Here is a 26985-nt window from a genome sequence, read left to right as displayed (position 1 = left end):
TTCTTCGGAGAGAATAATGCACAGTAAATATCACGGCGTTTCGCTTCTCACGCTCATTGCAATTGGAAGCATCGTTGGCAATGCGATGGCGCAGGACAAAAAGCAGGAATTGGTTCAGGCTGAAAAACCTGCTGCTAAAACCAATGGCGTTATGGTTCTGGATACTATTGCAGTGACAGGCAGCCGTGGTGGACAGCAGATTTCTGAAACTGCCCGCACCATCTATGTCGTAGATGCTCAGCAAATCGAAATGCGTGCGCGTTCGGGCGAAACCATTCAGCAAATTCTTGCACAGGAAATTCCAAGCTTTGACCCTGCCAGTCAAGGTGCACGCACATCCTATGGTCAAAACCTTCGCGGACGCACGGCACTTGTGTTGATTGATGGCATATCGATGAATTCCGCTCGTGGCTTAAGCCGCCAGTTTGATTCAATTGATCCATTCAACATTGAGCGAATTGAGGTTCTGTCCGGTGCAACGTCGCTGTACGGCGGCAATGCAACTGGCGGTATCATCAATATCATCACCAAAAAAGGCAAAGACGCGCCTGAAGGTGTGCATGCCGAAGTCACTGCTGGTATCGAGAGCGGTTTCAGGACCAGTCAGGACTTTGACCGGAATGGCGGCGCCGCAGTCACGTATAACAGTGAAGCCTGGGATGCGCGTCTCTCTTTAGCAGGCAATCGGACCGGAGCATTCTATGATGCTGACGGGACCATGATTGTGCCTGACATTACTCAGACTTCAACAGCCTTCAATCAGCGTATTGATTTTATGGGCAATGTTGGCTTCCAGATTGATGCTGATCGCAGGCTTGAAGTCACTGGCCAGCTTTTCAACTCTGAACAGAAGTCCGATTATAGTGTTTACTTCGGCCAGAATCTCGCCGGGTTGCGCAATCCGAGCCTCATTGAAACGCGCGATAATTATACGTCGGATTTCAATCCGCGCACCCGTCGCGCTATGGTCAATGCAACCTATACCGACAATGACTTTTTCGGTCAGCAGCTGTTGGTGCAAGGGTTCTATCGCAGTGAACAGATGAATTTTCATCCGTTCCCGAGTTCAACCTATTTCTATGGCAGCTCTCAGGATACTGATTATTATGGTATGAAAGCTGCTGTCATTTCCGAGCCGACAGAAAAAATCAACATCACTTACGGCATTGATGCCGACAGAGACTCGCTTTCATCCAGCCAGAATATCTTCGATATGAGGACAGCACTTGCTTCTGGGGCAATGAATTTTGAAACAATGGGCGTTACAGGTCTTTACCCTAAGATCGATGTGACAAATCTGGCAGGATTTGTTGAAGGTTCTTATAAGGCGACCGATAAGCTGACGTTCAGCGGCGGCGTTCGTTATCAGTACACAAAGACAAAAGTTGGCGATTTCGTCGGCGCGGCACAGCAGATCGCTATTCTGAATGGTCTGGCGTCTTCGGCGGATTCGATGTCAGGAGGAGACGTAGATTATGACGCTTTTCTGTTTAATGCCGGTGCTACTTACAGTCTGACTGATACGCAGCAAGTCTATGCGAATTTCAGTCAGGGCTTTGAGCTTCCTGATCCCGCAAAATATTACGGCGCTGGTGTATATGCCCTGTCCGGCGGGCATTACAATTTGCTTAGCAGCGTCAATGTATCAGACTCGGCGCTTGAAGCGATCAAAACCAATTCATTCGAAATTGGCTATCGCCTTGATGACGGAACTTACAACCTGGAGGGAGCTGGATTTTACTCCACCTCTGACCGTTCGATTGTGCTCAACCGTACTACGCTTGCCGTTGAATTGCAGGATAATGACCGAAGGGTTTATGGCTTTGAGGGTAAGGCTGGCATGAAGCTCAGCCATGGTTTTGACATTGGCGCTTTAGGGCAGTGGGTGCGCACCGAGGTTAAGAATGATGGTGACTGGGTCAAAGATACGATTGGCAGCGCCAGCGTATCCAAACTTGGTGGCCATATTGGTTGGGGCAATGACCAGCTTAACCTTCGTTTGCAGGGGCAGCACGTATTCAATCTTGATGACTATGCCGGGTATAAAATCGAAGGCTATACCCTGTTCGATATGATGGGCTCTTATCGCGTTGAGAAAATCGATACGACGCTTAATTTCGGTGTCCTGAACCTGTTCAATAAGGAATATAATACGGTTTGGGGCTCGCGCGCCAAGGCTCTTTATGGTGCATTGGCACCTGAAGAAATCTTTGACTACAAAGGTCGTGGCCGTACCTTTGCGCTGTCTGTGAGCAAGAAATTCTGATGACTGAACGACAGCTGCCGTCTATTGAGGAGCCAAAAGGCGCGTATGCGCGCCTTTATGCCGTTCTTGGTGGTCTCTATCTCGCGCAGGGGATACCGACCTATCTGTTACTCGTTGCTCTTCCGCCATTGATGCGCGAACAGGGCGCTTCGCGTACCGCAATAGGGCTGTTCTATCTTTTGATGATTCCGCTCATTGCCAAGTTTGCTATTGCGCCTTTCGTGGATCGACATCCGCTTATTCAGCGCTGGGGGCATCGCAGAAGCTGGGTCATTGTCACTCAGATTATTGTCTCTCTCGGCATTGCCAGTATGGCGCTGGTTCAGCCGCAACAGGCGGGGGCTCTATTTGCAATCTGTTTCTGCATTACGCTCCTGTCGTCTTTGCAGGACATTGCGACGGATGGTTATGCGGTGCGTCGCCTTAATGATCAGACGCGTGCTACAGGCAATGCAATTCAGGCAGGTGCTGTGGCTCTTGGCGTTATCATAGGCGGCACGCTTGCGCTCGTGCTCTTCCATAAGATTGGCTGGCGGCCGACCATCCTGATCGTAGCGGCCCTTTCGCTATTACCATTGCTTGCCGCATTTGGCATGGATGAGAAACCAGATAATACAACAAGTGAAACAGCACCGTGTCCCAGTTTGAAGCGTTTCTTTAAGCAGCCGAGCGCCTGGTATATCTTGGGTTTTGCACTGACCTATCGTGCAAGCGAAGGGATGGTCAGGGGGATGGAGGGCTCATATCTGGTTGATATTGGCTTGCCGCTGTCGTGGATCGGCTATCTTTCAGGTGCTTCCGCGGCAACAGCCGGGCTGGTTGGTGCCGTTATGGCAGCGATCCTGATCCGCTCGACCGGGCTTTTTTCTACGCTTATTATTCTTGGATTGGCGCGAACTGTATGTTTTCTGGCGCTTACCTTCAATGCAGGTGAAATTTGGCCCGGTGTAGAGATTGCAATGGCTGCCTCGGCTTTTCAAACCTTTCTGCGATATATGGAGCTGGTCGCGATTTATTCGTTTTTCATGAAGTTTTCTTCGTCCGATCAGCCCGGAACGGACTTTACGATTCTTGCTTGTGCAGAACTGCTGATCTATCTGATTGGATCTTCAGTGGCAGGTTATCTGGCAGACAAGTTAGGCTATGCAGATCTCTTTATGCTTGCAACTGTGCTGTCGCTGCTCGGGATCACCTTAACCTACTTCATTTTGCGAAAACTGGGTGGCAATACTCTAACCGAAGCTCCGGCGCGTACGGTGTGAAACAGATGGGCGCTGCTTTCGTCACGTCTAAATTGTGCTGGAATACGGCGGCTGTTTGCAGCCGCCGTATTGCCTTGAAAGAGCGGTGGCGGCGCCCCTTACGGGTAACTGCGTCTTGAATTTTTGAGAACCACATTCAACCGTAAGATACAAAAAAGCCCGCTTGCGCGGGCTTTTTGGGGTGCTTCTGGACCTTGGTAGTGGTCTGAAGACTTGGAAATGGTGCCCAGAAGAGGACTCGAACCTCCACGCCCTTGCGAGCGCCAGCACCTGAAGCTGGTGCGTCTACCAATTCCGCCATCTGGGCGACGAGGACCGATCTAAGGGGTCAGCCTGCTTCTGTCAATCGTGATTTCTTACTTCTATCAGCTTTTTTTCACATTGCGGATTGAAGCAATCAAAAAGGCAGGAAAACGCAGATCGGGCGCGGGGCGTTAGAGCTTCCGCGCCCGAAAAATCCTTATGCAGAAAGCACTTCCTTGGAAGCGACAGTCGAATCGGCATTCAGCTTGTAGATGATCGGAACGCCGGTATTGAGTTCCTGCTTGAGGATTTCTTCCGGTGTCAGGCCATCAAGCGCCATAATCAGCGCGCGCAGCGAATTGCCGTGTGCGGCAACCAGAATGGTTTCGCCACGCAGAACGTGTGGCTGGATGGTGTGCAGGTAATAAGGCCAGACGCGCGCACCGGTGTCTTTCAGGCTTTCGCCACCCGGAGGAGGGACGTCATAGGAACGGCGCCAGATGTGAACCTGCTCTTCGCCCCATTTTTCGCGTGCGTCGTCTTTATTGAGGCCAGACAGATCGCCATAGTCGCGTTCGTTCAAAGCCTGATCGCGGATGGTTTCGAGATCGGACTGGCCGAGTTCGTCGAGGATGTGCTGGCACGTAACCTGCGCGCGCGAAAGGCCCGATGTATAAGCGAGGTCGAACTTAAGGCCAGCAGCCTTCAGGCGCTGACCAGCAGCTTTAGCTTCAGCGTGGCCCTGTTCGGTGAGGCCCGGATCGCGCCAGCCGGTAAACAGGTTCTTGAGGTTCCATTCGCTTTGGCCGTGGCGGACCAGGACGAGGGTACGAGACATCGCAGCACTCCGTTGGGATAATTATTAGTTAGTCGTTAAGTCCAAGAACATCGAGCATGGAATAAAGGCCGGGCTTTTTGCCATGCGCCCAAAGTGCTGCTTTCACAGCGCCACGGGCAAAGATTGAACGGTCCTGCGCATGGTGAGAGAGCGTGATGCGCTCGCCTTCGCCAGCCAGAATGACGTCATGGTCGCCAATGACAGAACCGCCGCGCAATGTTGCAAAACCGATAGTGCCTTGCTCACGCGGGCCGGTATGTCCATCGCGAACACGCACGCTGTTCTGTTCAAGATGGATGGCGCGACCGAGGGCAGCGGCTTCACCCAGCAGAAGGGCGGTGCCTGATGGCGCATCGACCTTGTGCTTGTGATGCATTTCGAGAATTTCAATGTCGAAGTCTTCAGGTCCAAGCGCTTGAGCAGCCTTTTTCACAAGGCCGGACAGAAGATTGACGCCAAGGCTCATATTGCCAGACTTGACGATTGTTGCGTGGCGGGCTGCCGCCAGAAGCTTCTCGTTCTCATCGTTCGAAAAACCCGTTGTGCCAATAACATGCGCGATGCGCGCCTGAGCCGCGAGGCCGGCATAATCAACGCTTGTGGCGGGCGTGGTGAAATCAAGGACGCCCTGCGCTTTTGCGAACACTGGTAACGGATCATCCGTGATTGCGATACCGAGATTGCCGACGCCTGCGACTTCGCCTGCATCTTTACCAAGAAATGGTGAGCCGGGACGCGCAATGGCACCCGCAAGGCGAGCCCCATCAATAGCATGGATAGCTCGGATGAGCGCTTGTCCCATGCGACCGTTCGCACCAACAACCACCAATCCGATTTCAGCATTCTCAGCCAATGGACTTTTCCTCCGTGCCATTGTTCCCGATAAGCAATTCGTCTTTGCCGCTCTGCAGTTCATAGAAACGGGCATAGACGCCGTTGGGTATCTTAATCAGATCGCCGTGACGACCTTCTTCGACAACATGTCCTGCTTCCATAACGACGATACGGTCCGCGTTAACAACTGTTGAAAGTCGGTGCGCGATGACGATGGTCGTGCGGTCATGCATGATGTGATCGAGCGCCTGCTGAACGCGCTTTTCCGACTCGTTATCGAGTGCTGATGTTGCTTCATCAAGCAGCAGAACTGGCGCATTGCGCACAATCGCACGGGCAATCGACACCCGCTGACGCTGACCACCTGAAAGTGTTACGCCGTTTTCACCAACGGGCGTGTCGTAGCCCTGTGGTTGTTGCAGAATGAACTCATGTGCGTTGGCAAGCTTGGCAGCCTCGATAATATCATTCTGTGTCGCATCCGGGCGTCCGTAGCGGATATTATCGGCAATCGTGCCTTCAAACAGATAGGGTTGCTGGGAGACATAGGCCACGGAATGGCGAAGCGAATGTTTCGTGACTTTGGCAATATCCTGTCCGTCGAACAGAATTTTCCCGTCCGTGACATCGTAAAACCGCTGCACAAGGTTGATTAGCGTTGATTTGCCAGCACCTGATGCGCCAACGATTGCGGTGGTTTCACCTGCCTTTGCGGTAAAGCTGATGCCGTGCAAAACAGGCACTTTATTTGCATAGGAAAAATGCGCATTCTGGAAGTCAATTTCGCCTGTGCCAGCTTTAAGCTCTGTTGCGTCCGGCGCATCACCCTGATTAGGTTCAATATCCAGAACTTCATAGATCATGCGCGCATTAACGAGTGCGCGTTCAAGGCCAACCTGCAGACGTGCCAGACGGCGGGCAGGATCATAAGCCAGAAGCAGGGCTGTGATGAAAGCGAACATAGAGCCGGGAGGCTGCTGGTTCAGAATTGCATTATATCCGCTATAGGCCAAAACGCCCGCAATCGCGATGCCAGCGAGAATTTCTGAAATAGGGGTCGTGCGTTCTGAAACGCGGGCAATCTTGTTGCTACGGTTTTCGGTCTGATCGATGAGCAGATCGATTTTGCCACGAAGCTGCTCTTCCATTGTGAAGGCTTTCACAATGGCAATACCCTGAACAGATTCCTGCATCGCACCCAGCAGATGCGAGTTTAGATGCACCAGATCACGGGTAACGGTGCGGATGCGGCGCGAAATATAGGCGACCGCAAGAACCAGCGGTGGACCAATCAGAAAGACTGCCGCCGACATATATGGGTCGGTATAAAACATCATGCCGACCAGACCGATCAGCGACACGAAATCGCGCGCGATCGAGGTGATGGTCATGTTGAGAAGATCACGGATGCCGTTGACGTTCTGATTTATCTGCGCTGCCAAATGGCCAGAGCGCGTATCGTTATAAAAATCCAGCCCGAGCTTCATCAGATGGTCGAAAATGCGCTTTTGATAGCGGGCAACCAGATTGTTGCCGATCTTGGCAAGCTCGACCGCCTGAACGTAGCTCGACAGACCGCGCATGACGAAAATGCTGAGGATAGCTCCGCAGATAATCCAGATGAGACCGATTTGCTGTTCATAGAAAATCTTGTCGATCATCGGCTTCATCATATAAGCCAGACCAGCATTTGAGCCACCCACGATCAGGGATGCGCAAATTGCAATCGCATAGCTCTTTTTATACTGATGCACATTCTCCGACATCATGCGGCGAATGACGCGCGTGGCCTCGCTCGGGTCGATCTTCTTCTTTTTCTTTTTGAATAAGCTCACGGGCAAAGTGCTTTTTATTTGGCAGCCAAAGGCCGCAATAGGTGTCTGTTTGCAGCGCTTCTATAGCGTTATCTTTGTGGCTTGACCATGCCTGAGAATAAAAGCCCCATCAGTCAATGCGCCAGCGACGGCCTTTGGTAGCGACTTCAAACCGCGTCGGCGCGCGCGCAAATGCGGATAATCCGCTTAAAGCGGCAAGCGGATGGACCACTACGCGTACCGGAATTTCGCGCATGAAATGGCTGTGTGGTGCCTTGTCTTCAAAGGCTGTACGGAACGATCCGGCCTGAAGCGCGGAGAGAATGCGCTGTGGAATGCCGCCGGACAAATAGACGCCGCCATGTGCTTTGAAAACGAGCGCCAGATCACCAGCAATGCGTCCCAGATAGGTCACGAAAAGTTCCAGCGTTTCGACAGCCTGTGCATTGCTGCGATCAAGACCGGCTGCGGTAATATCCGGTGGCGTATCAAGAACTGGAGTCACCTTGTCGGCGGCGCAGATTGCAAGATAAAGATTGCGTAGACCGCGACCGCATAGGATCTGTTCCGCTGCAACGCGTCCTTCAATAGTCTCGATATGCGGGAACACTTCATAGTCACGCGCGCTGCGTGGGCCAATATCGATATGACCGCCTTCGCCGGGGACGGGAACCCATGCTTTGCTGGTGCGCACAAGCCCGGCAACGCCTAAGCCTGTGCCTGGTCCGAGCACAACGCGGGTGGCGACGATCTCTTCGTCATTGCCACCGATCTGATGCAAATATTCTTTATCAATTGAGACAACGGCGAGCGCTTGTGCCTCAAAATCATTGAGAACGGTTACGTCTTCAAAGCCCAGATTGGCTATCAGCTGCTTTGGGCGCACAACCCAATCGCAATTGGTGAGATCAATTTCGTCGCCATCGACTGGACCTGCAACCGCAAGAATTGCCGAGCGCGGACGAATGGATGTGTGGTTGAGCACTGTTTGCTCGATTGCATCATCAATCGTTGCATAATCAGCCGTTTGAACGACCGGAAATTCTTTAGGCTCGGCATGAGAATCAACAAGCAGTGCAAAACGCGCATTGGTGCCACCGATGTCGCCGACGAGGACGGGAAACTTGAAACTCTGGTCAGCGTTAATCATTGTGTGCCTTGCTGTCTCGTTTATTCTTATTATTGGCGGATGATACCGGAGTGCTGGATTAATCCAGCACTTTTATAAGTCTGTCTGCCGTTGCAGGGTTGAGTGCCATCGGAATGTCGTAGACGCTGCCAAGACGGGTCAGGGCTTTCACGTCCACGTCATGCGGGAGTGGCGAAAGCGGATCAATGAAGAAAAACAATGCTTGCACAGTGCCTTCTGCGATCATTGCACCAATTTGCTGATCACCACCCAATGGACCGCTCTTAACACGCAAAACATTGAGCGAAGGACACGCTTCCTGAATAAGCCCGCCAGTCGTGCCGGTTGCCACAATATCGTAGTGCGCCAAAGACTTCTCGTGGCTGCGTGCGAAAGCAACCATCTCGTCCTTTTTCAGATCGTGGGCAATCAATGCAATGCGCAGGCGGTCGGACATGAGAATGATAACCTTGTCACACGTTTTTTTACGCACATCTTGTTCCGAAAACCGGTTCCCACTTTTCGGGATGTGCTCTGAGTTAAATCGTTTGAAAGCTATAGCGAAGCCATAAGCCAGTGAAAAGCTTGTTTTCTATACACGCTTTAATTGGCATTATAGATCACATCTGCGATGGAATCGGGCGAGGGACCGTTCAGCACCGAAGCGCAAGCCTTTGGTAGATCTGAAACCATCACTGGCTTTGGCTTTTTCGGCGGCTCTTTGGATGGCTTTGCTGGCTTCCACGGCTCATCTGTAAACCACCACGCAAGCGACTTATCGCAACCATCGCCGCCTGTGACTTTCGGCTGCGGCGTGCAATCCGGCGATCCCGGCTGGCAATGCAATCTCACATGGAAATGATAGAAATGGCCCCAGTAAGGGCGCACTTTTCCAAGCCATTTTCGATCGCCTGTGACGGTGTCGCAAAGTTGCTTCTTGATGCCAGGATGAACGAAGATGCGTTCAACTTCTGGATAGCTGGCAGCATGTTTGATGAGTGCGGTGCGCGCTGGCGTCCATTTCTTCGGATCGACGTAAAGTGAATCGCTTTTCAACATTGATACGGCAGACACGCTTTCGCGCTCGGCGTCTGTGAAGCGCTTTTTGGGCATGGGCGTCAGCCAGATGTCGGCATCAAGCCCGACCTGATGTGAGGCATGGCCGGTCAGCATTGGCCCGCCACGCGGCTGCGAAATATCTCCAACTAGAAGTCCCGGCCAGCCGTCTTTTACGGCATCGCGGGAAAGCTTTTCTAAGAGCCCGATTGTGCGCGGGTGCCCCCAATTGCGATTGCGCGACAAGCGCATAACTTGCCAGTTTGGACCATCCAAAGGGAGCGCAACGCCACCGGAAAGGCAGCCCTTGGCATAAAAGCCAATGGATTGGGCCTCCTGCGCTACCACTGGAAGCTTTTTGCTACCGAATGCCTGTTTTGCTGGTGCATCCTGCGCAAGCGCTTGCGCAGCGAATTCCGGCGCAATCATCGCCGAAAGGCAGGTTGCAAGGACGAAACGCGACCAGAATTTGGAGAGAAATCTCTTAGCCATGGGCAGTTTCCAAATAAATATTGCTCGAATCATTCGAACGGATAGCTAGGATTATGCTTCGCGTTGATCAAAACGGCAATTAATCACTTATTTTGCGCGTGTCTTTAGCCAAAGTTGGTTCCCACTTTTACGCGATACGCTTTAGCGCCAGTTCTCATCCCGCCACATGGCGCTAAAGGCCGTCTTGTAATCGGGATAGATAAATTCATAGCCCAGAGCTTTGATGCGCTGGTTGGAGACGCGTTTATTTTCGCCGTAGAATGAGCGTGCCATTGGCGTCATTTCCGCTTCGTTAAACGGAACTTCCGGCGGCGGGGCAACGCCCATCAGTTCTGCGGCATAGGTGACGACGTCTTGCGGTGGCGCTGGTTCATTATCGGTGATGTTGAATGCGCCGCCGGTGTTGGTGCCTGCAAGAAAGCGCAATGATCCGGCAATATCTTCCACATGGATACGATTGAAGACCTGATCTTCCTTGATAACGCGTCGTGCGGTGCCGCGTTCAAGATTGATGAAAGCATTGCGGCCGGGGCCGTAAATTCCTGACAGGCGCAAAAGAGCAACCGGCGTGCCGTGGCGCTCACTCAGCGCTTCCCATGAATCTTCTGCCTCAACGCGTTCAAGTGAACGTCGCGAACCGGGCTGGCGTTGCGCGGTCTCGTCAATCCAGTTGCCATCAAAATTGCCATAGACACCGACTGTTGAAAGATAGCCGATCCAGCGAACAGTATTGCCGGGGCGACGCAGTGCTTCCTCAACGATTGCAAGCGATGGATCGCCATTATCACGCGGTGAAATCGAGATAACTACGTGGGTTGATTTTGCGAGACGGTCAATGAGTTCCGGTGAAGCAGTTTCACCGTCGAAAATGATCGGTGCGATGCCGGATTTTTCGAGAAGCGGGAAATTTTGTTCGTTACGGGTGGTACCGTCAATGCGTTCTGCCTCTCCGGTCATCAGGCGGGAAAAGGCTCTCGCAGAATAACCGGCTCCAAACAGAAAAATGCGCATTCTAACAGTCCTCCAATTTCCATTCTGCACGCACCGTATCATCCTCTTCCAGAGAGGCCAGACGATTTTTTAGAATTTCGAAATGTTCTTCATCTGCGAGTTGCTTGAATGCCCAGATCGCCGCTCCACGCACAACAGCAGCAGGGTCTTCGAGTAGGCTTTCCACTTGCGGTACCAGCGAAGGATCGTCAGAGTTACCCGTTGCAATCAAAACATTGCGCAAAAAGCGGTCGCGTCCAATGCGTTTGACGGGGGAGCCGGAAAACAGCGTGCGGAAGCTCGGATCATCAAGGGCCAGAAAATCAGCAAGCCTTGGCGCCTTGAGCTCATCGCGCGCTCTCAGCTTCATCTCCCTGGTTGCTTGCGCAAATTTGTTCCAGGGGCAAACCGACAAGCAATCATCGCAACCATAGATGCGATTGCCCATTGCTTTGCGAAATTCGAGCGGGATCGGGCCTTTGTTCTCAATACTGAGATAGGAGATGCAGCGCCGCGCATCGATCCTGTATGGCGAGGGGAAGGCCTTGGTCGGGCAGGCGTCGAGACATGCACGGCACGAGCCGCAATGATCGCGATCCGGCTGATCGGGCGGGATGTCAGCGGTGGTAAAAATTGAGCCGAGAAACAGCCATGAACCGAGTTCGCGGCTGACCAGATTGGTGTGTTTGCCCTGCCAGCCAAGCCCTGCGGCCTGCGCTAGCGGCTTTTCCATCACGGGTGCCGTATCAACAAAGACTTTGACATCCTGACCTGCGCGCGCAGCAAAACGGCTCGCTACATGCTTGAGCTTGCCTTTGATGATGTCGTGATAATCGCGATTCTGCGCATAGACCGAGATTGCTGCGCGGTCTTTGTGTTTGAGAATTTCGAGCGGGTTGCTGTCCGGGCCGTAATTCATGGCAAGCACCATGATTGACCGGACTTCCGGCCATAAAACGCTCGGATTGCCGCGGCGTTCTTCGGTTTCTTCCATCCAGAGCATATCGGCATGATGGCCGTCAGCAATGTATTGCCGCAGACGCTGGGGCGCTTGCGGGATGGAATCAGGGCCAGTGAAAGCCACGGCATCGAAGCCGACAGCTTTCGCCTCTTCGATCAGAAACCGCTTGAGCTTGAGTGCTTTTTCCGCAGCTTGATTATTGTCAGAAATCGAGGTCGCCATAATGAGCCACTGGAGCCAGTCCGCGCACACGATCAGCCAGGAGCGGACGGAAAGCAGGACGCGATTTCATGCGAGCATACCAGTCGCGCGCAGCTTTTGTCTCGCCCCATTCGATTTCACCAAGATAGTCGAGGACGGAAATAGATGCCGCCGCTGCCATATCCGCATAACTTGGATGACCACCGGCAAGCCAGTCGCGGGTGGCTGCAAGCCAGTCAATATAGCGCATATGCTGGCGAATATTGGTGCGCGCGGCACGAATGGCGGTCGAATCAGGTGCACTGCCGCCCATTTCGTCGGCCATCTGAAGCTTGAACACGCGTTCACGCGCGATATGGCGCGTGACTTCATTTTCGAGCTTGAGCAGAAACCAATCAACCAAGCGGCGCACTTCGGCGCGCTCCATTGGGCTTTCCGGCAGAAGACGACGGCTGCGCTTCAAGGCACCGCGTGTCTCGTCAAGATATTCGGCAATGACGGTTGCGCCGACGACCGGCAGGTCACGTTCGGCCAAAAGCACAGGAAGCGTTGCTGCCGGGTTAAGCGCAAGGAATTCCTTGCGGCGCGACCACGGACGCTCCTCGATCATTTCCGCTTCAACATCGTACTCGCCGAGAATAAGCCGCACATAGCGCGAGCCTGAAGACATAGGATGATGAAAAAGCGTAAGCATAATCGACGCGGTACTCTCGACTAAAAAAGCTCTGATTGAATTCCGCTCAGGAATTGTGGCTGGCATTTGCACCGGCAGCAGGTTTTTCTGCTGTCAGGAGATTTAAGCCACCTCAACGGAATGTTTAGGTTATAGGTGCTAAGCTTGATGGAGACAAGCAATCGCTGTAGGCGCTAATTGTAGCACTTTCATGCTTAACAGCTCGTCAAGATGCGCCATTTTTATCCTGCCACCTTCTAAGGTACTGACTTCATGGAAATTTATAATCTTCTGGAAGCCGCTTTTCTCGGTCTGGTCGAAGGTTTGACGGAATTCATCCCTGTTTCGTCGACGGGTCACTTGCTGCTGATCGGCCATTTTCTGGGCTTTGAATCCAACGGCAAGACCTTCGAGGTGCTCATTCAGCTTGGTGCGATCCTCGCGATCCTGACGGTTTATTCGTCAAAACTCATTAAAATTCTGACCGATTTTCCGCGTGATGCCCGCACACGGCGCTTTGTTTTCGGCATTCTGTTGGCTTTTTTACCTGCTGCCGTTATCGGCGCAATGGCGCATGGCTTTATCAAGAGCGTGTTGTTTGAAACGCCGATGCTGGTGTGCATTATGCTGATCCTTGGCGGTTTTATTCTGCTTTGGGTCGATCAGCTCGATCTTAAGCCGCGCTATAATAATGTGATGGATTATCCATTGCCGATTTGTCTGGCGATTGGTTTTGTGCAGTGCCTTGCCATGATCCCCGGCGTCTCGCGCTCAGGTTCCACGATTGTTGGCGCACTTTTGCTTGGGGCTGATAAGCGTTCGGCGGCAGAGTTTTCGTTCTTCCTCGCCATGCCAACAATGGCCGGTGCCTTTACCTATGATCTTTATAAAAGCCACAGCTCGCTGTCGATGAATGACACAGCGCTGATCGTCGTGGGCTTTATCATGGCGTTTATTTCAGGCGTTTTTGTCGTCAAGCATTTGCTTGATTATGTCTCGCGTCATGGCTTCAAGCTGTTTGCTTGGTGGCGTCTGATCGTCGGCTCACTCGGAATGGCAGCACTTCTGATTTGGGGCTAACCCGCAAACAGTATGCAAAAGAAAAGGGGCCTTTCGGCCCCTTTAATTCATTTATGTTTTAATCTCACGCAAATCCGGTCTTGGTGTACTGACCAGCGACGCGGTAGCGCCAGAGATAGGCTGGCAGAATTGCATCGACGGCTTCAGGCTTAATGCCGATGCCCTGCAACGTGCGGCCCTGTTTTGTTGCTTCATCGGAAACAACATTATCGGATTTCAGCAATGTCACCTGATCATTGGTGAGCAGGGGATTTGGCAAAAGGCCCAAAACCGCTGCCTGAATGCGTGCAACCCAGAAAGGCATGGAGATAATAATACGCTTGCGTGCGATGACGCCGAGCATATCTTTCATCCAATGCTTGAACGGCTGTACGTCTGGCCCGCCCAATTCATAAATCGTGCCAGCGGTAAGATCGCCATCGACGGCGCGTGCAACAGCTTCGGCAACATCACCAACATAAACTGGCTGAAGCTTGGTTTCGCCGCCACCGATAACCGGCAGGAATGGCGAGAAGCGTGCCATATTGGCAAAGCGGTTGAAGAAACGATCTTCATGGCCGAAAATGGTCGATGGACGCAGGATGACTGTATCGGGCAGTACACTCAGAACAGCCTTTTCACCTTCCGCTTTCGTGCGAGCATAGTCAGATGCCGAATTTGCATCTGCTGCAAGCGACGAAAGATGCGTGAGCTTCAGGCCAGCAGCTTTGGTGGCTTCAGCGATGTTCTTTGCACCAAGCACCTGAACGGCGTTGAAACGCTGCTTGCCGCTTTCCGAAAGAATGCCGACAAGGTTGATGACGTGATCGGCGCCGATGATCGCGCGTTCTACCGATGCGCGATTGCGAACATTCGCCTGAAGCATCTGGATCTGACCGACATTGCCGAGTGGTGCCATATAATAAGCAGCATCTGGCTTGCGCACTGCAACGCGCACACGATAGCCGCGCTTGGTGAGGCTTGCTACGACCGCGCGTCCAACAAAGCCAGAGCCGCCAAAAACGGTGACCAGTTTCGGCTTGTTGTGAACTTCGTTTGGTTCGGTCTTCATCCTGAACTCCTGCATGAAAGCCTGATTATATCGCCGGATATGATGCCCGAGTTGATCATTGCGGCATGTTTTCTGGCGCTGATTTATCGCCTTTTGGCAACAACGCAAAGGGGACTTGTTGTCACGACTGCGACAAAGGCCGCTTTTCCCGTATTAAACATGCAATACCGCTTTGAGATTTCGCGGCTTACTGGTAAATCGCGCGCATGAGCACACCACTAGACCATATTCGCAATTTTTCGATCGTCGCCCATATCGACCACGGCAAATCGACGCTGGCCGACCGCCTCATTCAATTGACGGGCGGGCTGGACACGCGTGAGATGAAGGACCAGGTCCTCGACTCGATGGATATCGAGCGCGAGCGCGGCATCACCATCAAAGCCCAGACCGTTCGTCTTAACTATAAGGCGAAGAACGGCGAGGACTATGTGCTGAACCTTATCGACACCCCCGGACACGTCGACTTCGCATACGAAGTCTCGCGTTCGCTGGCTGCGTGCGAAGGTTCGCTCCTGGTGGTGGATGCTTCGCAGGGCGTTGAAGCGCAGACGCTGGCCAATGTCTATCAGGCCATCGACAACAACCACGACATCGTGGTGGTGCTGAACAAGGTTGATCTTCCGGCAGCAGAGCCTGAGCGCGTTCAGAACCAGATCGAAGAAGTGATCGGCATTGACGCGAGCAAGGCCGTGATGATCTCGGCAAAAACTGGTCTTGGTATTCCTGATGTGCTGGAAGCGATTGTTGAGCAGCTGCCGCCTCCGAAAGGGGGCGACCGCAATGCCCCATTGAAGGCCATGCTGGTTGACAGCTGGTATGACAGTTACTTGGGCGTGATCGTTCTGGTCCGTGTGATTGATGGCGTGCTGAAAAAAGGCCAGACCATCCGCATGATGGGTACAGGCGCGAAATATCCAGTTGAACGCACCGGCGTGTTTACGCCGAAGATGGTTCAGATGGATGAGCTCGGACCGGGCGAACTCGGCTTTATTACTGCTTCTATTAAAGAAGTGGCTGATACGCGCGTTGGTGATACCATCACCGAAGATCGTCGCCCGACGGAAAAGCCTTTGACTGGCTTTAAGCCTGCACAGCCAGTTGTGTTCTGCGGACTGTTTCCGGTTGATGCGGCAGACTTTGAAGATCTGCGCTCTGCCATGGGCAAACTGCGCCTCAATGATGCGTCGTTCTCCTTTGAAATGGAAACGTCGGCTGCACTTGGTTTCGGTTTCCGCTGCGGCTTCTTGGGGCTTCTGCATCTTGAAATCATTCAGGAACGTCTTGAGCGTGAGTTTGATCTCGATCTCATCACGACAGCGCCTTCGGTTGTCTATCGCCTGAACATGCAGGACGGCTCGCAGAAAGAACTGCACAACCCGGCTGATATGCCGGATGTTGTGAAGATCGAAGCGATTGAAGAACCGTGGATTCGCGCCACTATCATGACGCCAGATGATTATCTTGGTACGATCATGAAGCTCTGTCAGGAGCGTCGCGGTCTCCAGATCGATCTCACTTATGTTGGCCCGCGTGCGATGATCACCTATGATCTGCCGCTCAACGAAGTCGTGTTCGATTTCTACGACCGTCTGAAGTCGATCTCGAAGGGCTATGCCTCTTTCGACTATAATCTTTCGGATTACCGCGAAGGTGATCTGGTTAAGATGTCGATCCTCGTCAATGAAGAGCCGGTGGATGCGCTTTCGATGCTGGTGCACCGTTCGGCTGCTGAAAAGCGTGGCCGTGTGCTTTGCGAAAAGCTCAAAGAGCTGATCCCACAGCATATGTTCAAAATTCCTATTCAGGCAGCGATTGGCGGACGCATCGTGGCGCGTGAAACCATTTCAGCTCTGCGCAAGGACGTGACGGCTAAGTGTTACGGCGGCGATATTTCGCGTAAGCGCAAACTTCTGGACAAGCAGAAGGAAGGCAAGAAGCGCATGCGCCAGTTCGGCAAGGTGGAAATCCCGCAAGAGGCCTTTATTCAGGCACTCAAGATGGGTGATGATTGATCCCAATTTTAGCGAGCATTTTAAGGGGCGTTTCAACGCCCCTTTTTGTTACTATGAGTAGGGCATAGAATTATCGTCGGGGTAATAATATGTCAGATTTGATTAGCATATTTAGATTGATCATCAGTTTTATCACTGGTCGTGCACGGGACCAGAAGGCCGAGCGACTTAGGCTAGAGCAAGAAGCTTGGCAATGGCTTGAGCGGCACTTGTGTTTCTTTGAAGAACAGGCTCATAAAATTTATAGTTTGGTTTTGCAGAATTCGGCGGAGAAAGTTCTCGAAGAACTCTGTGATGAAAAATATCCATTTGTTGAGAAACTGAGCCATTTTCCGCTGCGTGAAGACAGCGCATTAAAGATTAATTTTAGGCGATTGGAAAAGAAAGACCGTCAGAAGGCTTGGGCAATTTCAAACAGCTATGTTGAAATGTGGGATGTTTGCATTGCAAAATTTCCGGATGGTGCGCCTTTGTTTCCGCATGATTTGGTGAAGTTCCAGAAAGCTAAAAAGGTCTTAAAGTTGATAATCGCATAGGCAGGGTTGTTGCGACGAAATACAACTCTGTCCCATTACCCCTAAATCTATTGTCCAATTAGACGCTGTGGGTATTAAGGCTTGCGCAGAGCTTATCTGGGAGCGTGAGCGCGATCTTGTTCGTCTCGGCCGTAATTTCCGTGATGCAGACGGAGTCCAAAATCGCAATAATCCGAAGCCCGTTATCATGTGGGCTCTGTATGCCTAGTATATGGCCCTCAGGCACTCAGGGCTCGCCGTGGAGCGCCTGCTTGCCGAAAACATGGCTGAGGCAAGTGCGCCCATTTTTCACGCGCTGGCACTTAATAAATTGCTCATGATGATAGTTCTTCTTGTCAAATGTCCTGTGAACGTCTATCTCCCTGAACGTAACGATATTACATAACTTAAATATCAGGAGATATCAGATATGGTAAAATTGCTGGCTTCGGTTAGTCTGTGCGCGGCTCTGGCTTTCGCAGGGCAGGCTCTGGCGGAGACAAAGGAAAAATCTGTGTCCAGTCACACTCATTCGCATTCGCATGACCACGCGCACAAAGACGAAAAAACCGCTGCAAACGGTTATTTCGAGGACAATCAGGTCAAGGACCGTCAGCTTTCCGATTGGGCGGGTGATTGGCAGTCAGTTTATCCATATTTGAAAGACGGAACGCTTGATGCTGTTTTCGCGCACAAGGCGGAGCATGGCGATAAGAGTGCCAAGGAATATACTGACTATTATGAGATTGGTTATCGAACGGATGTGGACCGTATCGTCATTAAGGGTGACGAAGTGTCATTTTATAAAGGCGATAAAGCGTCTACCGGCAAATACGCCAGCGATGGCCATGAAATTCTGACCTATGCCAAGGGAAATCGCGGCGTTCGTTTCATCTTTAAGAAGGTTGAGGGCGATAGTTCTGCGCCTGAATATATGCAGTTCAGCGATCACCGCATAGCGCCGGAAAAGGCCGATCACTACCATCTCTATTGGGGTAATGATCGTGCGGCTCTGCTCAAAGAAGTTACCAACTGGCCGACTTATTATCCGTCGTCATCAAGCGGCAAAGATATCGCGCACGACATGATGCATCATTGATTATCTGATCTGCGAAAGCGGAATCAGTTTGAGAGGCCGGAGTGTGAAAGCACTCTGGCTTTTTTGTTTTTTCAATCGCGTAGGCTTCAACCATAAAAAATAGTATGGTTCATTTGTTCGATGAGGATTGTGATTTTAAACAATAAAGCTAGCGCATAATAGCCGACAGCCGCTGATGCAGTGTCTACCGTTCATCCACGTAACCTATTGAAAAGAATGGCGCACCCGAAAGGATTCGAACCTCTGACCCCCAGATTCGTAGTCTGGTGCTCTATCCAGCTGAGCTACGGGTGCATGCCTGTGTGCCGCGTCGTCTGCGGCGATGGGCGGTTGATAATCGGCCCCATTGCTAAATGCAAGCGCCTTCTTGGAAAAAAATGAAGTTCTGTGAAGTTTTTTTGTCAAAGCCCGGTTTTCCGGGCTTTTCATTGGTGCTTTAGAATGTGGAAAACTAGCTAATAATGGAAGAAACCCCGCCAGAGATTCGCATGCCAATGATTTCTGACGGGAATCAGTTGGTTCAACATTATGATTTCACATGTATTTTTTTGGAGAATGGCAAAATTAGGCTAAGTTGCCCTCAGATCGGCTATGCTTTTTGTCATGCCAATTGGACAAGTCAGGCAGACGAATCTCGAAATGCGCTCCAATAGGCCGATCTTCGCGTAACTCAATGGTTCCGCCATGCGCGCGAACCAGTTCCTGAGCAATGGCCAGACCAAGGCCCGTCCCATCGCTGCGGGTCGATCCCTTGAATGCAGTGAAAAGGTTGTCGCGTGCTTTCTGTGGTAGGCCGGGGCCGGTGTCCTCAACACCGATGATCGCTGTGGTCCCAATACGCCCTGCGGAAAGGGTTAGCCGCTTGACGGTTGATACGTCGCTTGGTCTGTCACGTTCCATGGCCTGTACCGAATTACGGCATAGGTTGCAGAGAACACGAAAGAGCTGTTCGGAATCGACATTGAGCTCAAAATCTTCGGTAACCAGATTCTCAAACTCAATGCCGTTTTCTTTGTCGACGTTCAGTGTCTCACGCACATCCTCAATGATAGTGTGCAGCTTCACGCGGCGCGGCGCGGGCGGCAGTTCCTGTGAGCGCCCATAAGCCATCACGCTCTCGGAATAGCTGATAGCACGGCTTAATGTATGAATGAGCTTTGGCGCAAATCGTTTGACTGCGGGGTCTTCCGTGTCGGCAAGCCTGTCAGACATGAGCTGTGCGGATGCCAGAATATTGCGCATGTCATGGTTGATCTTGGAAACGGCGAGACCCAAATCAGCAAGATGTTTCTGTTCTTTGAGTGTGCGTTGCAAATCTGCCTGAATATGGGCGATCTGGCGCTGAGCCACACCAAACTCGTCTTTGCGATCTTCTGGAACCAGGATCTTGGTTGGATTGTCGGGCGATAACGCAAAGTCAATCATATTGCGATGCATAAGGCGGACAGGCCGCAGAAGCATCTCATGGATGATGAGATAGATAAGGCTCGCCGCAATAATCGAGATGAGCAACGAGATGAGAGCGACGTTGATCGCGTAACTGAGCATCGCGTGGCGAAGCGGCGCGTCCGAGGTAACGATTTCAATAATCTGCCCAGATGGATCATTAGGCGGAACAGATCCATAAATTCGCAAAGTTCGGTTGCCGCCATTAAACAGCGTGCCAAAAGCATCCCAAATGGCCGCTGCTTCGCTGATATTATTAAGATCGATCACCTGATCGATTGGGCCGGGCATTTCGCTCATAGCAAGCAGGTTGGAGGCACCAGCACTCCGCAGAGCAATTGCTTTGGTGCCGGTGGCAAGCAGAACCTTGTCCTGCACTTCACGCGGGATATCGATATTGCCGCTGGCAACGAGAACTTCGCTGACCGCTTCCACCGTATCAAGACGCGAGTTCATCCAGCGCACACGCATATTGGCGACGGAGGGTACAAAAATCAGAACTTCGGCGATGAGTACAGCGAGCGCCGTTAGGATAAGAAGTTTGTTGGATAGGCGGTTGCGCCAGGGCAGTCTTGTGAAATGCGTGGGCGAAACTTTGTCGTCTTGTGCAGAGGCCATTGCCGGTGCACGCGCAGCAATCTCTGCTGCAACTCCACCGGGTTCCATGGTCTTTTCAATGGCCGTCATACGCACAATCCATATCGACGGATTGTTCGCAGGCGATGCAACATTCCATCAGGGGAGTTTCCGAATAAATAATATAGTTACAAATGTTGCCATCTATATATGCCCGCAAAAGATAATTCCAACGGCAATTGCAGTTCTCATTTTAAACAATCTTATTCCGGGTCATTGCGAGCATTACCGAAATTTAACTCGACGTGCGGAATCGCCAAGTGCAAAATCGCAAATGGGAAAATCCGTGATGACGCAACTTGTGCACGATTATGCAACTTATTGGCGCGATCATCATTTTGATACTCTTTGCGGGCATGAAGGTGCCAGCGTGAATGCAAATATTTAAATCAGATGCCTCTCGATGCACTCGATAGCGCTCTGTCGGAGAGTTGAATGAAGTCCTGGAAGCAGATTGTTCTGTGCCTGCTTATTATCGGAGCTGCCGCGGGTGGCTGGTATCTCTATAAAAACAAAGACTCTTCAACACAGACTGCTTCAGGAAATGCTCCCGCACAGCAGTCGCATGGCGGTTCTGGTGCTCGTGCGGCTCCCCTCGTTGTGGTTGAGCCGGCAGGTGAAGAAACGATCAACAATCGGCTCACGGCGATCGGTTCGGCACGTGCATTGAGCACGGTTTCGGTCACGCCTTATTCAAGCGGCTATATGAATGAGCTGCTTGTGAAAGCGGGCGATGCCGTCAAGTCGGGTGATCCGATTGCTATTCTCGACAATGAAACGGAAACCATTGCCGTCAACAAGGCGCAAATTGCAGTGAAAGATGCCGATACGACCCGTCAGCGTATTGCGCGTTTGCGTGCCACCAACACGGCAACCGTCGTGCAGGAGGTGGAAGCCGACCTCGCGCTTGCAAATGCAAAACTTGCTCTTGATGATGCGCAGTTGGCGCTTAGCCGCCGTACGGTGCGTGCGCCGATTTCAGGTGTCGTGGGTATTCTTCCGGTCAATGCCGGTAACTATGTGACTGCGCAGACATCGATTGCACGGATTGATGATCGCTCGAAAGTCCTCATTGATATTTGGGTGCCGGAACGTTTTGCACCGCAGATTAAAGTTGGTCAGCCGCTGAGCGCGGAATCGACTGCTTTTCCCGGGGTGAGCTATAAGGGCGCAATCAACGCGGTGGATAATATGCTTGATGAGGCAAGCCGCACGCTGCATGTGCGTGCCGAGGTCAACAATGACGAAGACCGTTTGCGCGCTGGCATGTCTTTCTCGGTAACAGTACTTTTCCCCGGCGACAGTTTTCCGTCGGTTGATCCGCTGGCGATCCAGTGGGGGGCTGACGGTTCTTATGTCTGGCGCGTCGAAGAAGGCAAAGCTAAGAAAGTGGCGGCGCGTATCGTGCAGCGCAATTCCACCAATATCTTGATTGATGGGCCTGTGAAACAGGGCGATATGATTGTCACGCAGGGCGTGCAGACCGTGCGTGATGATGCACCTGTGCGCTTGCAGCATGAGCAAGGTACGGCTCGCATTGATCCCGCTGCCAAAACCCGCGTAGCAGGGTGAGGATAAAGCGTGAGCAATCCTAACTCGAATCCCAGCAATCAAGGTGGATCGACGGCGCTTTTTATTCGTCGTCCAGTTTTTGCCTTTGTTATCAATGTTCTGATCATCGTTGCGGGCCTTGCGGCCTTTACCGGTGTTGATATTCGTGAATTGCCGGATGTTGATCGTCCGGTTGTTACTATCAGCACGGATTTTAGTGGCGCCTCTGCGGAAACCATTGACCGTCAGCTGACACAGGTGCTGGAAAATGCCGTCGCGCGTGTTTCGGGTGTGAAGTCGATTTCGTCTTCGTCGTCTTTTGAGCGCAGCCGCGTGACGGTCGAGTTCAACGACGGTGTGGATCTGAATGTTGCTGCCGCCGATATGCGCGATGCGATTTCGCGCGTGGCCAACAATGTGCCGGAAGAAGCCGATCCTTCGCGTATCATCAAGGCGGACTCCAATGCCGATCCGGTGATGCGCCTTGCCGTTACATCCGACACTATGTCGGTAGACGACATGACGGTTCTGGTTGAAGATCAGATTGAAGATGTGTTGTCGGCGGTCCCCGGCGTCGCCGATGTGCAAATCAATGGTGATCGCGATAAGATTTTCCGCATCGATATCAATCAGGCAAGGCTTGCAAGTTATGGCCTGACCATTGCCGATATTTCGAGCGCACTTTCCTCCATGGGGTTGGATGCGCCTGCCGGTTCGCTCCGCAGTTCTGATCAGTCAATTGTCGTGCGTGCGACAGCCAATCTGGAAAAGCCCGAGGCCTTTGAAAACGTCTATATCAAAGGCCGCACGCAGATACGCGACGTGGCAACAGTAACCCTCGGACCGGATATTGAAAGCTCTGCCGTGCGTTCCAACGGCAAGACAGCTATTGGCCTTGGCATCGTGCGTCAGGCTCAGTCGAACACACTCGATATTTCGGAAGGCATTCGCGCTGCCGTTGCAAATCTGAAGAATACATTACCCGCTGGTGTCAGCGTCACTGTCACCAGTGATGATGCAAACTTCATCAAAGGCGCAATTCACGAAGTTGAAATCGCACTGATCGCTTCGGTGATTATCGTTGTCGTGATCATTTTCATGTTTTTATGGGATATTCGCGCGACGCTTATTCCCGCTCTGGCCATTCCGGTTGCACTCATCGGAACGATTGCTGCCATCTATCTCAGCGGCTTTTCGGTCAATATTCTCACCCTGCTGGCGCTGGTGCTTGCTACCGGCCTTGTGGTGGATGATGCGATTGTGGTGCTCGAAAATATTGTGCGCCGACGCAATCAGGGCATGGGGCCGCGTGCGGCAGCTGTGCTCGGCACGCAAGAAGTGTTCTTTGCAGTTGTTGCAACAACGCTGACACTCGTTGCAGTTTTTGTGCCGATTTCGTTCTTGCCGGGGCAGGCGGGTGGTCTGTTCCGCGAATTTGGCTTTGTGCTGGCAATTGCCATTCTGCTTTCATCGGTTGTGGCTCTGACACTGTGTCCGATGTTGGCATCGCGTTTTCTCAAAGAGGGTAGCGAAGCCGGTGAGGGCGGACATGGCCCCAAATTCCTGCAACGCATTGGTGGCGGTCTGGCGAGTTTCTATCGCACGAGCCTTCATGCCTGTCTTTCCGCTCCCTTCATTGTGGTGATGGTCGCGGTTCTGTTTGCAGGCGCGTCCTATGTCGGTTTTGGCACACTCAGGCAGGAACTGACCCCAACTGAAGACCGTGCTGTTGCTTTGCTGCGCATCAACGGACCGCAGGGCATCAGTGTGGAGTTTCTTCAGTCGCAACTTGATAAGATTGAAGCGGCTATTCAGCCATTGCGAGACAATGGTGAAATTGAAACTACTTATGCCATCGCCGGTTCCGGCGGATCGTCCAATAACGGCTTCGTGGTGATGACGCTTGCGCCATGGAAGGAGCGCGCCCGCTCGCAGCAAGAAATTATGGCTGATATTAACGAGCGTGTGCGTGGCATTACTGCCGTGCGTATCTTCACGGCCCAGCCAAACAGTCTTGGTATTCGCGGTGCGGGCAATGGCTTGCAGTTCGCTGTTCTTGGCAGTGATTATGCCAAACTGCGCCCTGCAACAGACGCCATTGTCTCGGCTCTCGAAAAAGATCCGCGTTTTGTGCAGCCTCGCCTGTCGGTGGAACCAACACAGCCGCAGCTTTCCGTTGAGATCAACCGCGAGCGTGCGTCCGATTTGGGCATTGATATTACCGGGCTGGCCAATGCGGTGCAGTCGGTTCTTGATGGCCGTAAAATCGGATCGGTCTATGTTGGCGACAGAAGCTTCGACGTGAAGCTGGTTTCGACCACCAATCCGATCAATGACCCGACCGATCTTGAAAACGTCTTCCTCAAGACCACTGATGGTCGTTACGTGCCAATGTCGTCGATTGCAACCGTCGTTGAAAAGGCCGTTCCGCCGCAGTTGAACCGTGAAGAGCGTCTGCGCTCGGTTGCGATCACAACGGATCTGCGTAGTGACTTTGCCTTGGGTGATGCTTATGCGGCAGCGCTGGAGATTGCCGCACCGTTGTTGCCTCCCGGCGCGCACATTATTCCGCTAGCGGAAGCCTCGACCTTAAGCGAAACCTCAACGGGTATCGCGCTGGTGTTTGGCTTTGCGATCATCATCATTATGCTGGTGTTGGCTGCACAGTTTGAAAGCTTCGTGAGTGCGCTGATTGTTATGGCGACGGTGCCACTCGGCCTTGGCTGTGCGGTCTTCGCGATGATCCTCACCGGCACAAGCCTCAACGTCTATAGCCAGATCGGGCTTGTGCTGCTTGTCGGCATCATGGCCAAGAACGGTATTCTGATTGTCGAATTTGCCGATCAGTTGCGCGACAAAGGCATGAATGTCCGTCAGGCTATTGAAGAGGCGGCCAATATCCGCCTGCGTCCGGTCTGTATGACGATGATCTGTTCGGTGCTGGGTGGCGTCCCACTGGTACTGGCGAGCGGTGCGGGCGCAGAAGCACGCGTTGCACTCGGCTGGGTGATTGTTGGTGGACTTGGCCTTGCAACCATCGCAACGCTGTTTGTAACACCCGTTGCTTATCTTCTGCTCGGACGCTTCACCAAGCCAAAGGTTGAGGAAGAAGCGCGGTTGGAACGCGAACTTATCAGAGCTGTCGCTCTGGAAGAAAAGCTGAAATAAAGCGCACGCAAAAAGAAACCTCGCTGTAAGGGCGAGGTTTCGGAGTGGTTATTCCTTTGAGAAAGGCTGGCTTGCAGAACCACTGGCCAGTTTTTTACCAGCTGCATCCAGAGCCGTTACTGTAATTTTGTAGTTATGTGTTCCTTCAGGAGGGCATGGCCCTTTATATTTGAACGCGCCGTACGGTAGTTGCGCTTGCCCCTTATAAGCGACCTTACCGCCACCATGATTAAAGCCCGTCGCATTGCGATCAATCATCTTGATATCGAGCGTGGTGGTGCCCTGCGGAACGCCCGATACCTTGATCGGTGGCGATTTGGGGTCGAGGCATTTTTTAGTTGGGCCCCAATCGAATGACACATTCAGATCGGCAGCAAATGCATTTGGCGCAGCCATAGCAATAATAAATGCCAACAGCAATTTACGCATGATGTCCTCAAATAACCTGGCTGAAGGAAATGCCCCCCAATTACACCCAAGTTGCAACTTTTAATATATGATTCTGATACGAAGTACACGTTGATCGAAAGCCGCAGACAACAGCAGTTGGCCATTGTCTGCGTACTTCTTAAAGTGCCGTGCCTACTTCTTCAAAGCATCGGTAATTTTAGGAGACCATGCGCCTTCCGGCTTCTTTGTAATGACCGGATCAGAACCACCACCCAGCAATGTTTCGACTGTCCGGTCGGCAGCAGCGACATCGAGCGTGCCGTCCGAACCATCGATCAGCTTGGCGATTTCCTTGATCATACGCTCCTGAACTTCCTGTGTCTGCGCGCCGGATGCATCATTTTCAAGAATGATCTCGGCAGCTTCCGCAGGATTTTCAGACGCATATTGCCAGCCCTTCATCGAAGCGCGGACAAAACGTGCCAGCTTATCGACCATGGCCGGGTCATTTAGGCTCTTATCGAGCACATAGAGGCCATCTTCGAGCGTTGCCACGCCCTGTTCTTCATAAGGGAACACGACGAGCTGATCGGCAGGAAGACCGGCATCGATGACCTGCCAGTATTCATTATAGGTCATGGTGGAAATGCAGTCGGCCTGCTTCTGGATCAATGGATCGACGTTGAAACCCTGTTTCAACACGGTCACACCATCAGCTCCGCCTGTGGTCGGGATTTTCAGATGGCTCATCCATGACAGGAACGGATATTCATTTCCGCCGAACCACACGCCCAATGTGCGGCCCTTAAAGTCTTCCGGCTTGGTGATGCCGGTTTCCTTACGGCAGGTCAGCATCATGCCGGATTTTTTAAACGGCTGTGCAATGTTGACAAGTGGTACACCCTTTTCGCGGGTGGCCAGTGCCGAAGGCATCCAATCCACAACCACATCTGCGCCGCCACCGGCAATCACCTGTGGGGGTGCCACGTCCGGGCCGCCCGGCTTGATCTCAACATCAAGATCTTCTTCTTCGTAAAAACCCTTGTCCTTGGCGACATAATAGCCTGCAAACTGTCCCTGCGTCACCCATTTGAGCTGCAAGGTCAACTTGTCTGCTGCCATTGCTGAGTTACTCAAGAGTGCGAGCGCCAGTCCGGCTGTTCCAAGGCATAAAGACAGTGCCTTTTTCATTTCAGTTCTCCTCTGGTTCTTTTTTATTGCGCGCATTTTGCCCGAAAACCGTTTCCCACTTTTCGGAATGCACTTTGGTCCGCC

General features: G+C 52.3%; 22 protein-coding genes and 2 tRNA genes. 9 read left to right on the top strand and 15 right to left on the bottom strand.

Annotated features, from left to right (window positions below):
* Positions 1-16 precede the first annotated feature (16 nt).
* Entirely contained in the window at positions 17-2266 is a 2250-nt protein-coding gene (locus ACOZHT_RS03590) for a TonB-dependent receptor (RefSeq protein ID WP_421565326.1), read from the top strand.
* Positions 2266-3528: a RhtX/FptX family siderophore transporter gene (locus ACOZHT_RS03585; RefSeq protein ID WP_339509455.1), complete on the top strand. Its 1263-nt coding sequence runs from the start codon at positions 2266-2268 to the stop codon at positions 3526-3528. Before ACOZHT_RS03590 ends, ACOZHT_RS03585 begins: the two co-directional genes overlap by 1 nt.
* Positions 3529-3748: 220 nt before the next feature.
* Here ACOZHT_RS03585 and ACOZHT_RS03580 read toward each other — a convergent pair.
* The 10 genes from ACOZHT_RS03580 to ACOZHT_RS03535 form a co-directional block, all read right to left on the bottom strand.
* Positions 3749-3835: transfer RNA gene (locus tag ACOZHT_RS03580), tRNA-Leu, on the bottom strand.
* 153 nt (positions 3836-3988) lie between these two features.
* Positions 3989-4609 carry a 2,3-bisphosphoglycerate-dependent phosphoglycerate mutase gene (locus ACOZHT_RS03575; protein WP_064321000.1) on the bottom strand — a complete coding sequence of 207 codons (621 nt, stop codon included), beginning with the start codon at positions 4607-4609 and terminating at the stop codon, positions 3989-3991.
* A gap of 28 nt (positions 4610-4637) precedes the next feature.
* The gene (gene dapB / locus ACOZHT_RS03570) at positions 4638-5483 is read right to left on the bottom strand and encodes a 4-hydroxy-tetrahydrodipicolinate reductase (RefSeq protein WP_339509456.1); all 846 of its coding nucleotides are present in this window, start codon (positions 5481-5483) and stop codon (positions 4638-4640) included.
* Positions 5455-7278: an ABC transporter ATP-binding protein gene (locus tag ACOZHT_RS03565; RefSeq protein ID WP_339509457.1), complete on the bottom strand. Its 1824-nt coding sequence runs from the start codon at positions 7276-7278 to the stop codon at positions 5455-5457. The genes dapB and ACOZHT_RS03565 overlap by 29 nt, the downstream gene beginning before the upstream one ends.
* Before the next feature lie 109 nt (positions 7279-7387).
* A complete protein-coding gene (locus ACOZHT_RS03560) occupies positions 7388-8407 on the bottom strand; it encodes a glucokinase (protein ID WP_339509458.1) in 1020 nt (339 codons plus the stop codon).
* Positions 8408-8465: 58 nt separating this feature from the next.
* Positions 8466-8843: a methylglyoxal synthase gene (locus ACOZHT_RS03555; protein ID WP_339509527.1), complete on the bottom strand. Its 378-nt coding sequence runs from the start codon at positions 8841-8843 to the stop codon at positions 8466-8468.
* Between the two features lie 146 nt (positions 8844-8989).
* Entirely contained in the window at positions 8990-9934 is a 945-nt protein-coding gene (mepA, locus tag ACOZHT_RS03550) for a penicillin-insensitive murein endopeptidase (protein WP_339509459.1), read from the bottom strand.
* A gap of 141 nt (positions 9935-10075) precedes the next feature.
* A complete protein-coding gene (locus tag ACOZHT_RS03545; protein WP_339509460.1) occupies positions 10076-10945 on the bottom strand; it encodes an SDR family oxidoreductase in 870 nt (289 codons plus the stop codon).
* A 1-nt stretch (position 10946) separates the two neighbouring features.
* Positions 10947-12107: a tRNA epoxyqueuosine(34) reductase QueG gene (gene queG / locus ACOZHT_RS03540; protein WP_339509461.1), complete on the bottom strand. Its 1161-nt coding sequence runs from the start codon at positions 12105-12107 to the stop codon at positions 10947-10949.
* On the bottom strand, positions 12088-12780 hold the full coding sequence (locus tag ACOZHT_RS03535) for a glutathione S-transferase family protein (protein WP_094506302.1): 693 nt from the start codon (positions 12778-12780) through the stop codon (positions 12088-12090). The genes queG and ACOZHT_RS03535 overlap by 20 nt, the downstream gene beginning before the upstream one ends.
* A gap of 252 nt (positions 12781-13032) precedes the next feature.
* Between ACOZHT_RS03535 and ACOZHT_RS03530 the strand changes: the two genes are divergently transcribed.
* Complete coding sequence (locus ACOZHT_RS03530; RefSeq protein WP_339509462.1) at positions 13033-13839, top strand: undecaprenyl-diphosphate phosphatase; 807 nt, start codon at positions 13033-13035, stop codon at positions 13837-13839.
* A 64-nt stretch (positions 13840-13903) separates the two neighbouring features.
* Here the strand turns inward: ACOZHT_RS03530 and ACOZHT_RS03525 are convergent, their stop codons facing one another.
* The gene (locus ACOZHT_RS03525) at positions 13904-14890 is read right to left on the bottom strand and encodes a complex I NDUFA9 subunit family protein (protein ID WP_421565325.1); all 987 of its coding nucleotides are present in this window, start codon (positions 14888-14890) and stop codon (positions 13904-13906) included.
* Positions 14891-15096: 206 nt separating this feature from the next.
* On the opposite strand from ACOZHT_RS03525, the gene lepA reads away from it, so the two are divergent.
* From lepA to ACOZHT_RS03510, 3 genes are all read left to right on the top strand, one after another.
* The gene (gene lepA / locus ACOZHT_RS03520; protein WP_339509464.1) at positions 15097-16905 is read left to right on the top strand and encodes a translation elongation factor 4; all 1809 of its coding nucleotides are present in this window, start codon (positions 15097-15099) and stop codon (positions 16903-16905) included.
* Between the two features lie 89 nt (positions 16906-16994).
* Positions 16995-17441 carry a hypothetical protein gene (locus tag ACOZHT_RS03515; RefSeq protein WP_339509465.1) on the top strand — a complete coding sequence of 149 codons (447 nt, stop codon included), beginning with the start codon at positions 16995-16997 and terminating at the stop codon, positions 17439-17441.
* 409 nt (positions 17442-17850) lie between these two features.
* Complete coding sequence (locus ACOZHT_RS03510; RefSeq protein WP_421565324.1) at positions 17851-18519, top strand: metal-binding protein ZinT; 669 nt, start codon at positions 17851-17853, stop codon at positions 18517-18519.
* 217 nt (positions 18520-18736) lie between these two features.
* Here the strand turns inward: ACOZHT_RS03510 and ACOZHT_RS03505 are convergent.
* Positions 18737-18813, bottom strand: a tRNA-Arg gene (locus tag ACOZHT_RS03505).
* A gap of 270 nt (positions 18814-19083) precedes the next feature.
* Entirely contained in the window at positions 19084-20631 is a 1548-nt protein-coding gene (locus ACOZHT_RS03500) for a sensor histidine kinase (protein WP_421565394.1), read from the bottom strand.
* A gap of 10 nt (positions 20632-20641) precedes the next feature.
* Between ACOZHT_RS03500 and ACOZHT_RS03495 the strand changes: the two genes are divergently transcribed.
* The 3 genes from ACOZHT_RS03495 to ACOZHT_RS03485 are packed head-to-tail and all read left to right on the top strand — an operon-like array spanning position 20642 to position 25320.
* Positions 20642-20989: a hypothetical protein gene (locus ACOZHT_RS03495; RefSeq protein WP_339509468.1), complete on the top strand. Its 348-nt coding sequence runs from the start codon at positions 20642-20644 to the stop codon at positions 20987-20989.
* A 47-nt stretch (positions 20990-21036) separates the two neighbouring features.
* The gene (locus ACOZHT_RS03490; RefSeq protein WP_339509469.1) at positions 21037-22173 is read left to right on the top strand and encodes an efflux RND transporter periplasmic adaptor subunit; all 1137 of its coding nucleotides are present in this window, start codon (positions 21037-21039) and stop codon (positions 22171-22173) included.
* A 9-nt stretch (positions 22174-22182) separates the two neighbouring features.
* On the top strand, positions 22183-25320 hold the full coding sequence (locus ACOZHT_RS03485; RefSeq protein ID WP_339509470.1) for an efflux RND transporter permease subunit: 3138 nt from the start codon (positions 22183-22185) through the stop codon (positions 25318-25320).
* A gap of 48 nt (positions 25321-25368) precedes the next feature.
* On the opposite strand, the gene ACOZHT_RS03480 is transcribed toward ACOZHT_RS03485, so the two are convergent.
* A complete protein-coding gene (locus ACOZHT_RS03480; RefSeq protein ID WP_421565323.1) occupies positions 25369-25749 on the bottom strand; it encodes a phospholipid-binding protein in 381 nt (126 codons plus the stop codon).
* 153 nt (positions 25750-25902) lie between these two features.
* Positions 25903-26901 carry an ABC transporter substrate-binding protein gene (locus ACOZHT_RS03475; protein WP_339509472.1) on the bottom strand — a complete coding sequence of 333 codons (999 nt, stop codon included), beginning with the start codon at positions 26899-26901 and terminating at the stop codon, positions 25903-25905.
* Between the last annotated feature and the right edge of the window lie 84 nt (positions 26902-26985).

This window comes from Ochrobactrum sp. EDr1-4 (assembly GCF_049199085.1).
GTDB lineage: Bacteria > Pseudomonadota > Alphaproteobacteria > Rhizobiales > Rhizobiaceae > Brucella.
Note: the sequence above shows the minus strand (reverse complement) of the source record. Positions and strands in the feature narration are given on the sequence as shown.

Excerpts from the sequence above, each read along its gene's own strand:
- dapB (WP_339509456.1), bottom strand. The coding sequence starts at position 5,483 with ATGGCACGGAGGAAAAGTCCATTGGCTGAGAATGCTGAAATCGGATTG.
- queG (WP_339509461.1), bottom strand. The coding sequence starts at position 12,107 with ATGGCGACCTCGATTTCTGACAATAATCAAGCTGCGGAAAAAGCACTC.
- ACOZHT_RS03490 (WP_339509469.1), top strand. The coding sequence starts at position 21,037 with ATGAAGTCCTGGAAGCAGATTGTTCTGTGCCTGCTTATTATCGGAGCT.
- ACOZHT_RS03560 (WP_339509458.1), bottom strand. The coding sequence starts at position 8,407 with ATGATTAACGCTGACCAGAGTTTCAAGTTTCCCGTCCTCGTCGGCGAC.
- ACOZHT_RS03515 (WP_339509465.1), top strand. The coding sequence starts at position 16,995 with ATGTCAGATTTGATTAGCATATTTAGATTGATCATCAGTTTTATCACT.
- ACOZHT_RS03525 (WP_421565325.1), bottom strand. The coding sequence starts at position 14,890 with ATGAAGACCGAACCAAACGAAGTTCACAACAAGCCGAAACTGGTCACC.
- ACOZHT_RS03555 (WP_339509527.1), bottom strand. The coding sequence starts at position 8,843 with ATGTCCGACCGCCTGCGCATTGCATTGATTGCCCACGATCTGAAAAAG.
- ACOZHT_RS03545 (WP_339509460.1), bottom strand. The coding sequence starts at position 10,945 with ATGCGCATTTTTCTGTTTGGAGCCGGTTATTCTGCGAGAGCCTTTTCC.
- ACOZHT_RS03500 (WP_421565394.1), bottom strand. The coding sequence starts at position 20,631 with ATGGAACCCGGTGGAGTTGCAGCAGAGATTGCTGCGCGTGCACCGGCA.
- ACOZHT_RS03475 (WP_339509472.1), bottom strand. The coding sequence starts at position 26,901 with ATGAAAAAGGCACTGTCTTTATGCCTTGGAACAGCCGGACTGGCGCTC.
- ACOZHT_RS03495 (WP_339509468.1), top strand. The coding sequence starts at position 20,642 with ATGGCCGTCATACGCACAATCCATATCGACGGATTGTTCGCAGGCGAT.
- ACOZHT_RS03535 (WP_094506302.1), bottom strand. The coding sequence starts at position 12,780 with ATGCTTACGCTTTTTCATCATCCTATGTCTTCAGGCTCGCGCTATGTG.
- ACOZHT_RS03510 (WP_421565324.1), top strand. The coding sequence starts at position 17,851 with ATGGTAAAATTGCTGGCTTCGGTTAGTCTGTGCGCGGCTCTGGCTTTC.
- ACOZHT_RS03575 (WP_064321000.1), bottom strand. The coding sequence starts at position 4,609 with ATGTCTCGTACCCTCGTCCTGGTCCGCCACGGCCAAAGCGAATGGAAC.
- mepA (WP_339509459.1), bottom strand. The coding sequence starts at position 9,934 with ATGGCTAAGAGATTTCTCTCCAAATTCTGGTCGCGTTTCGTCCTTGCA.
- ACOZHT_RS03590 (WP_421565326.1), top strand. The coding sequence starts at position 17 with ATGCACAGTAAATATCACGGCGTTTCGCTTCTCACGCTCATTGCAATT.
- ACOZHT_RS03530 (WP_339509462.1), top strand. The coding sequence starts at position 13,033 with ATGGAAATTTATAATCTTCTGGAAGCCGCTTTTCTCGGTCTGGTCGAA.
- lepA (WP_339509464.1), top strand. The coding sequence starts at position 15,097 with ATGAGCACACCACTAGACCATATTCGCAATTTTTCGATCGTCGCCCAT.
- ACOZHT_RS03480 (WP_421565323.1), bottom strand. The coding sequence starts at position 25,749 with ATGCGTAAATTGCTGTTGGCATTTATTATTGCTATGGCTGCGCCAAAT.
- ACOZHT_RS03585 (WP_339509455.1), top strand. The coding sequence starts at position 2,266 with ATGACTGAACGACAGCTGCCGTCTATTGAGGAGCCAAAAGGCGCGTAT.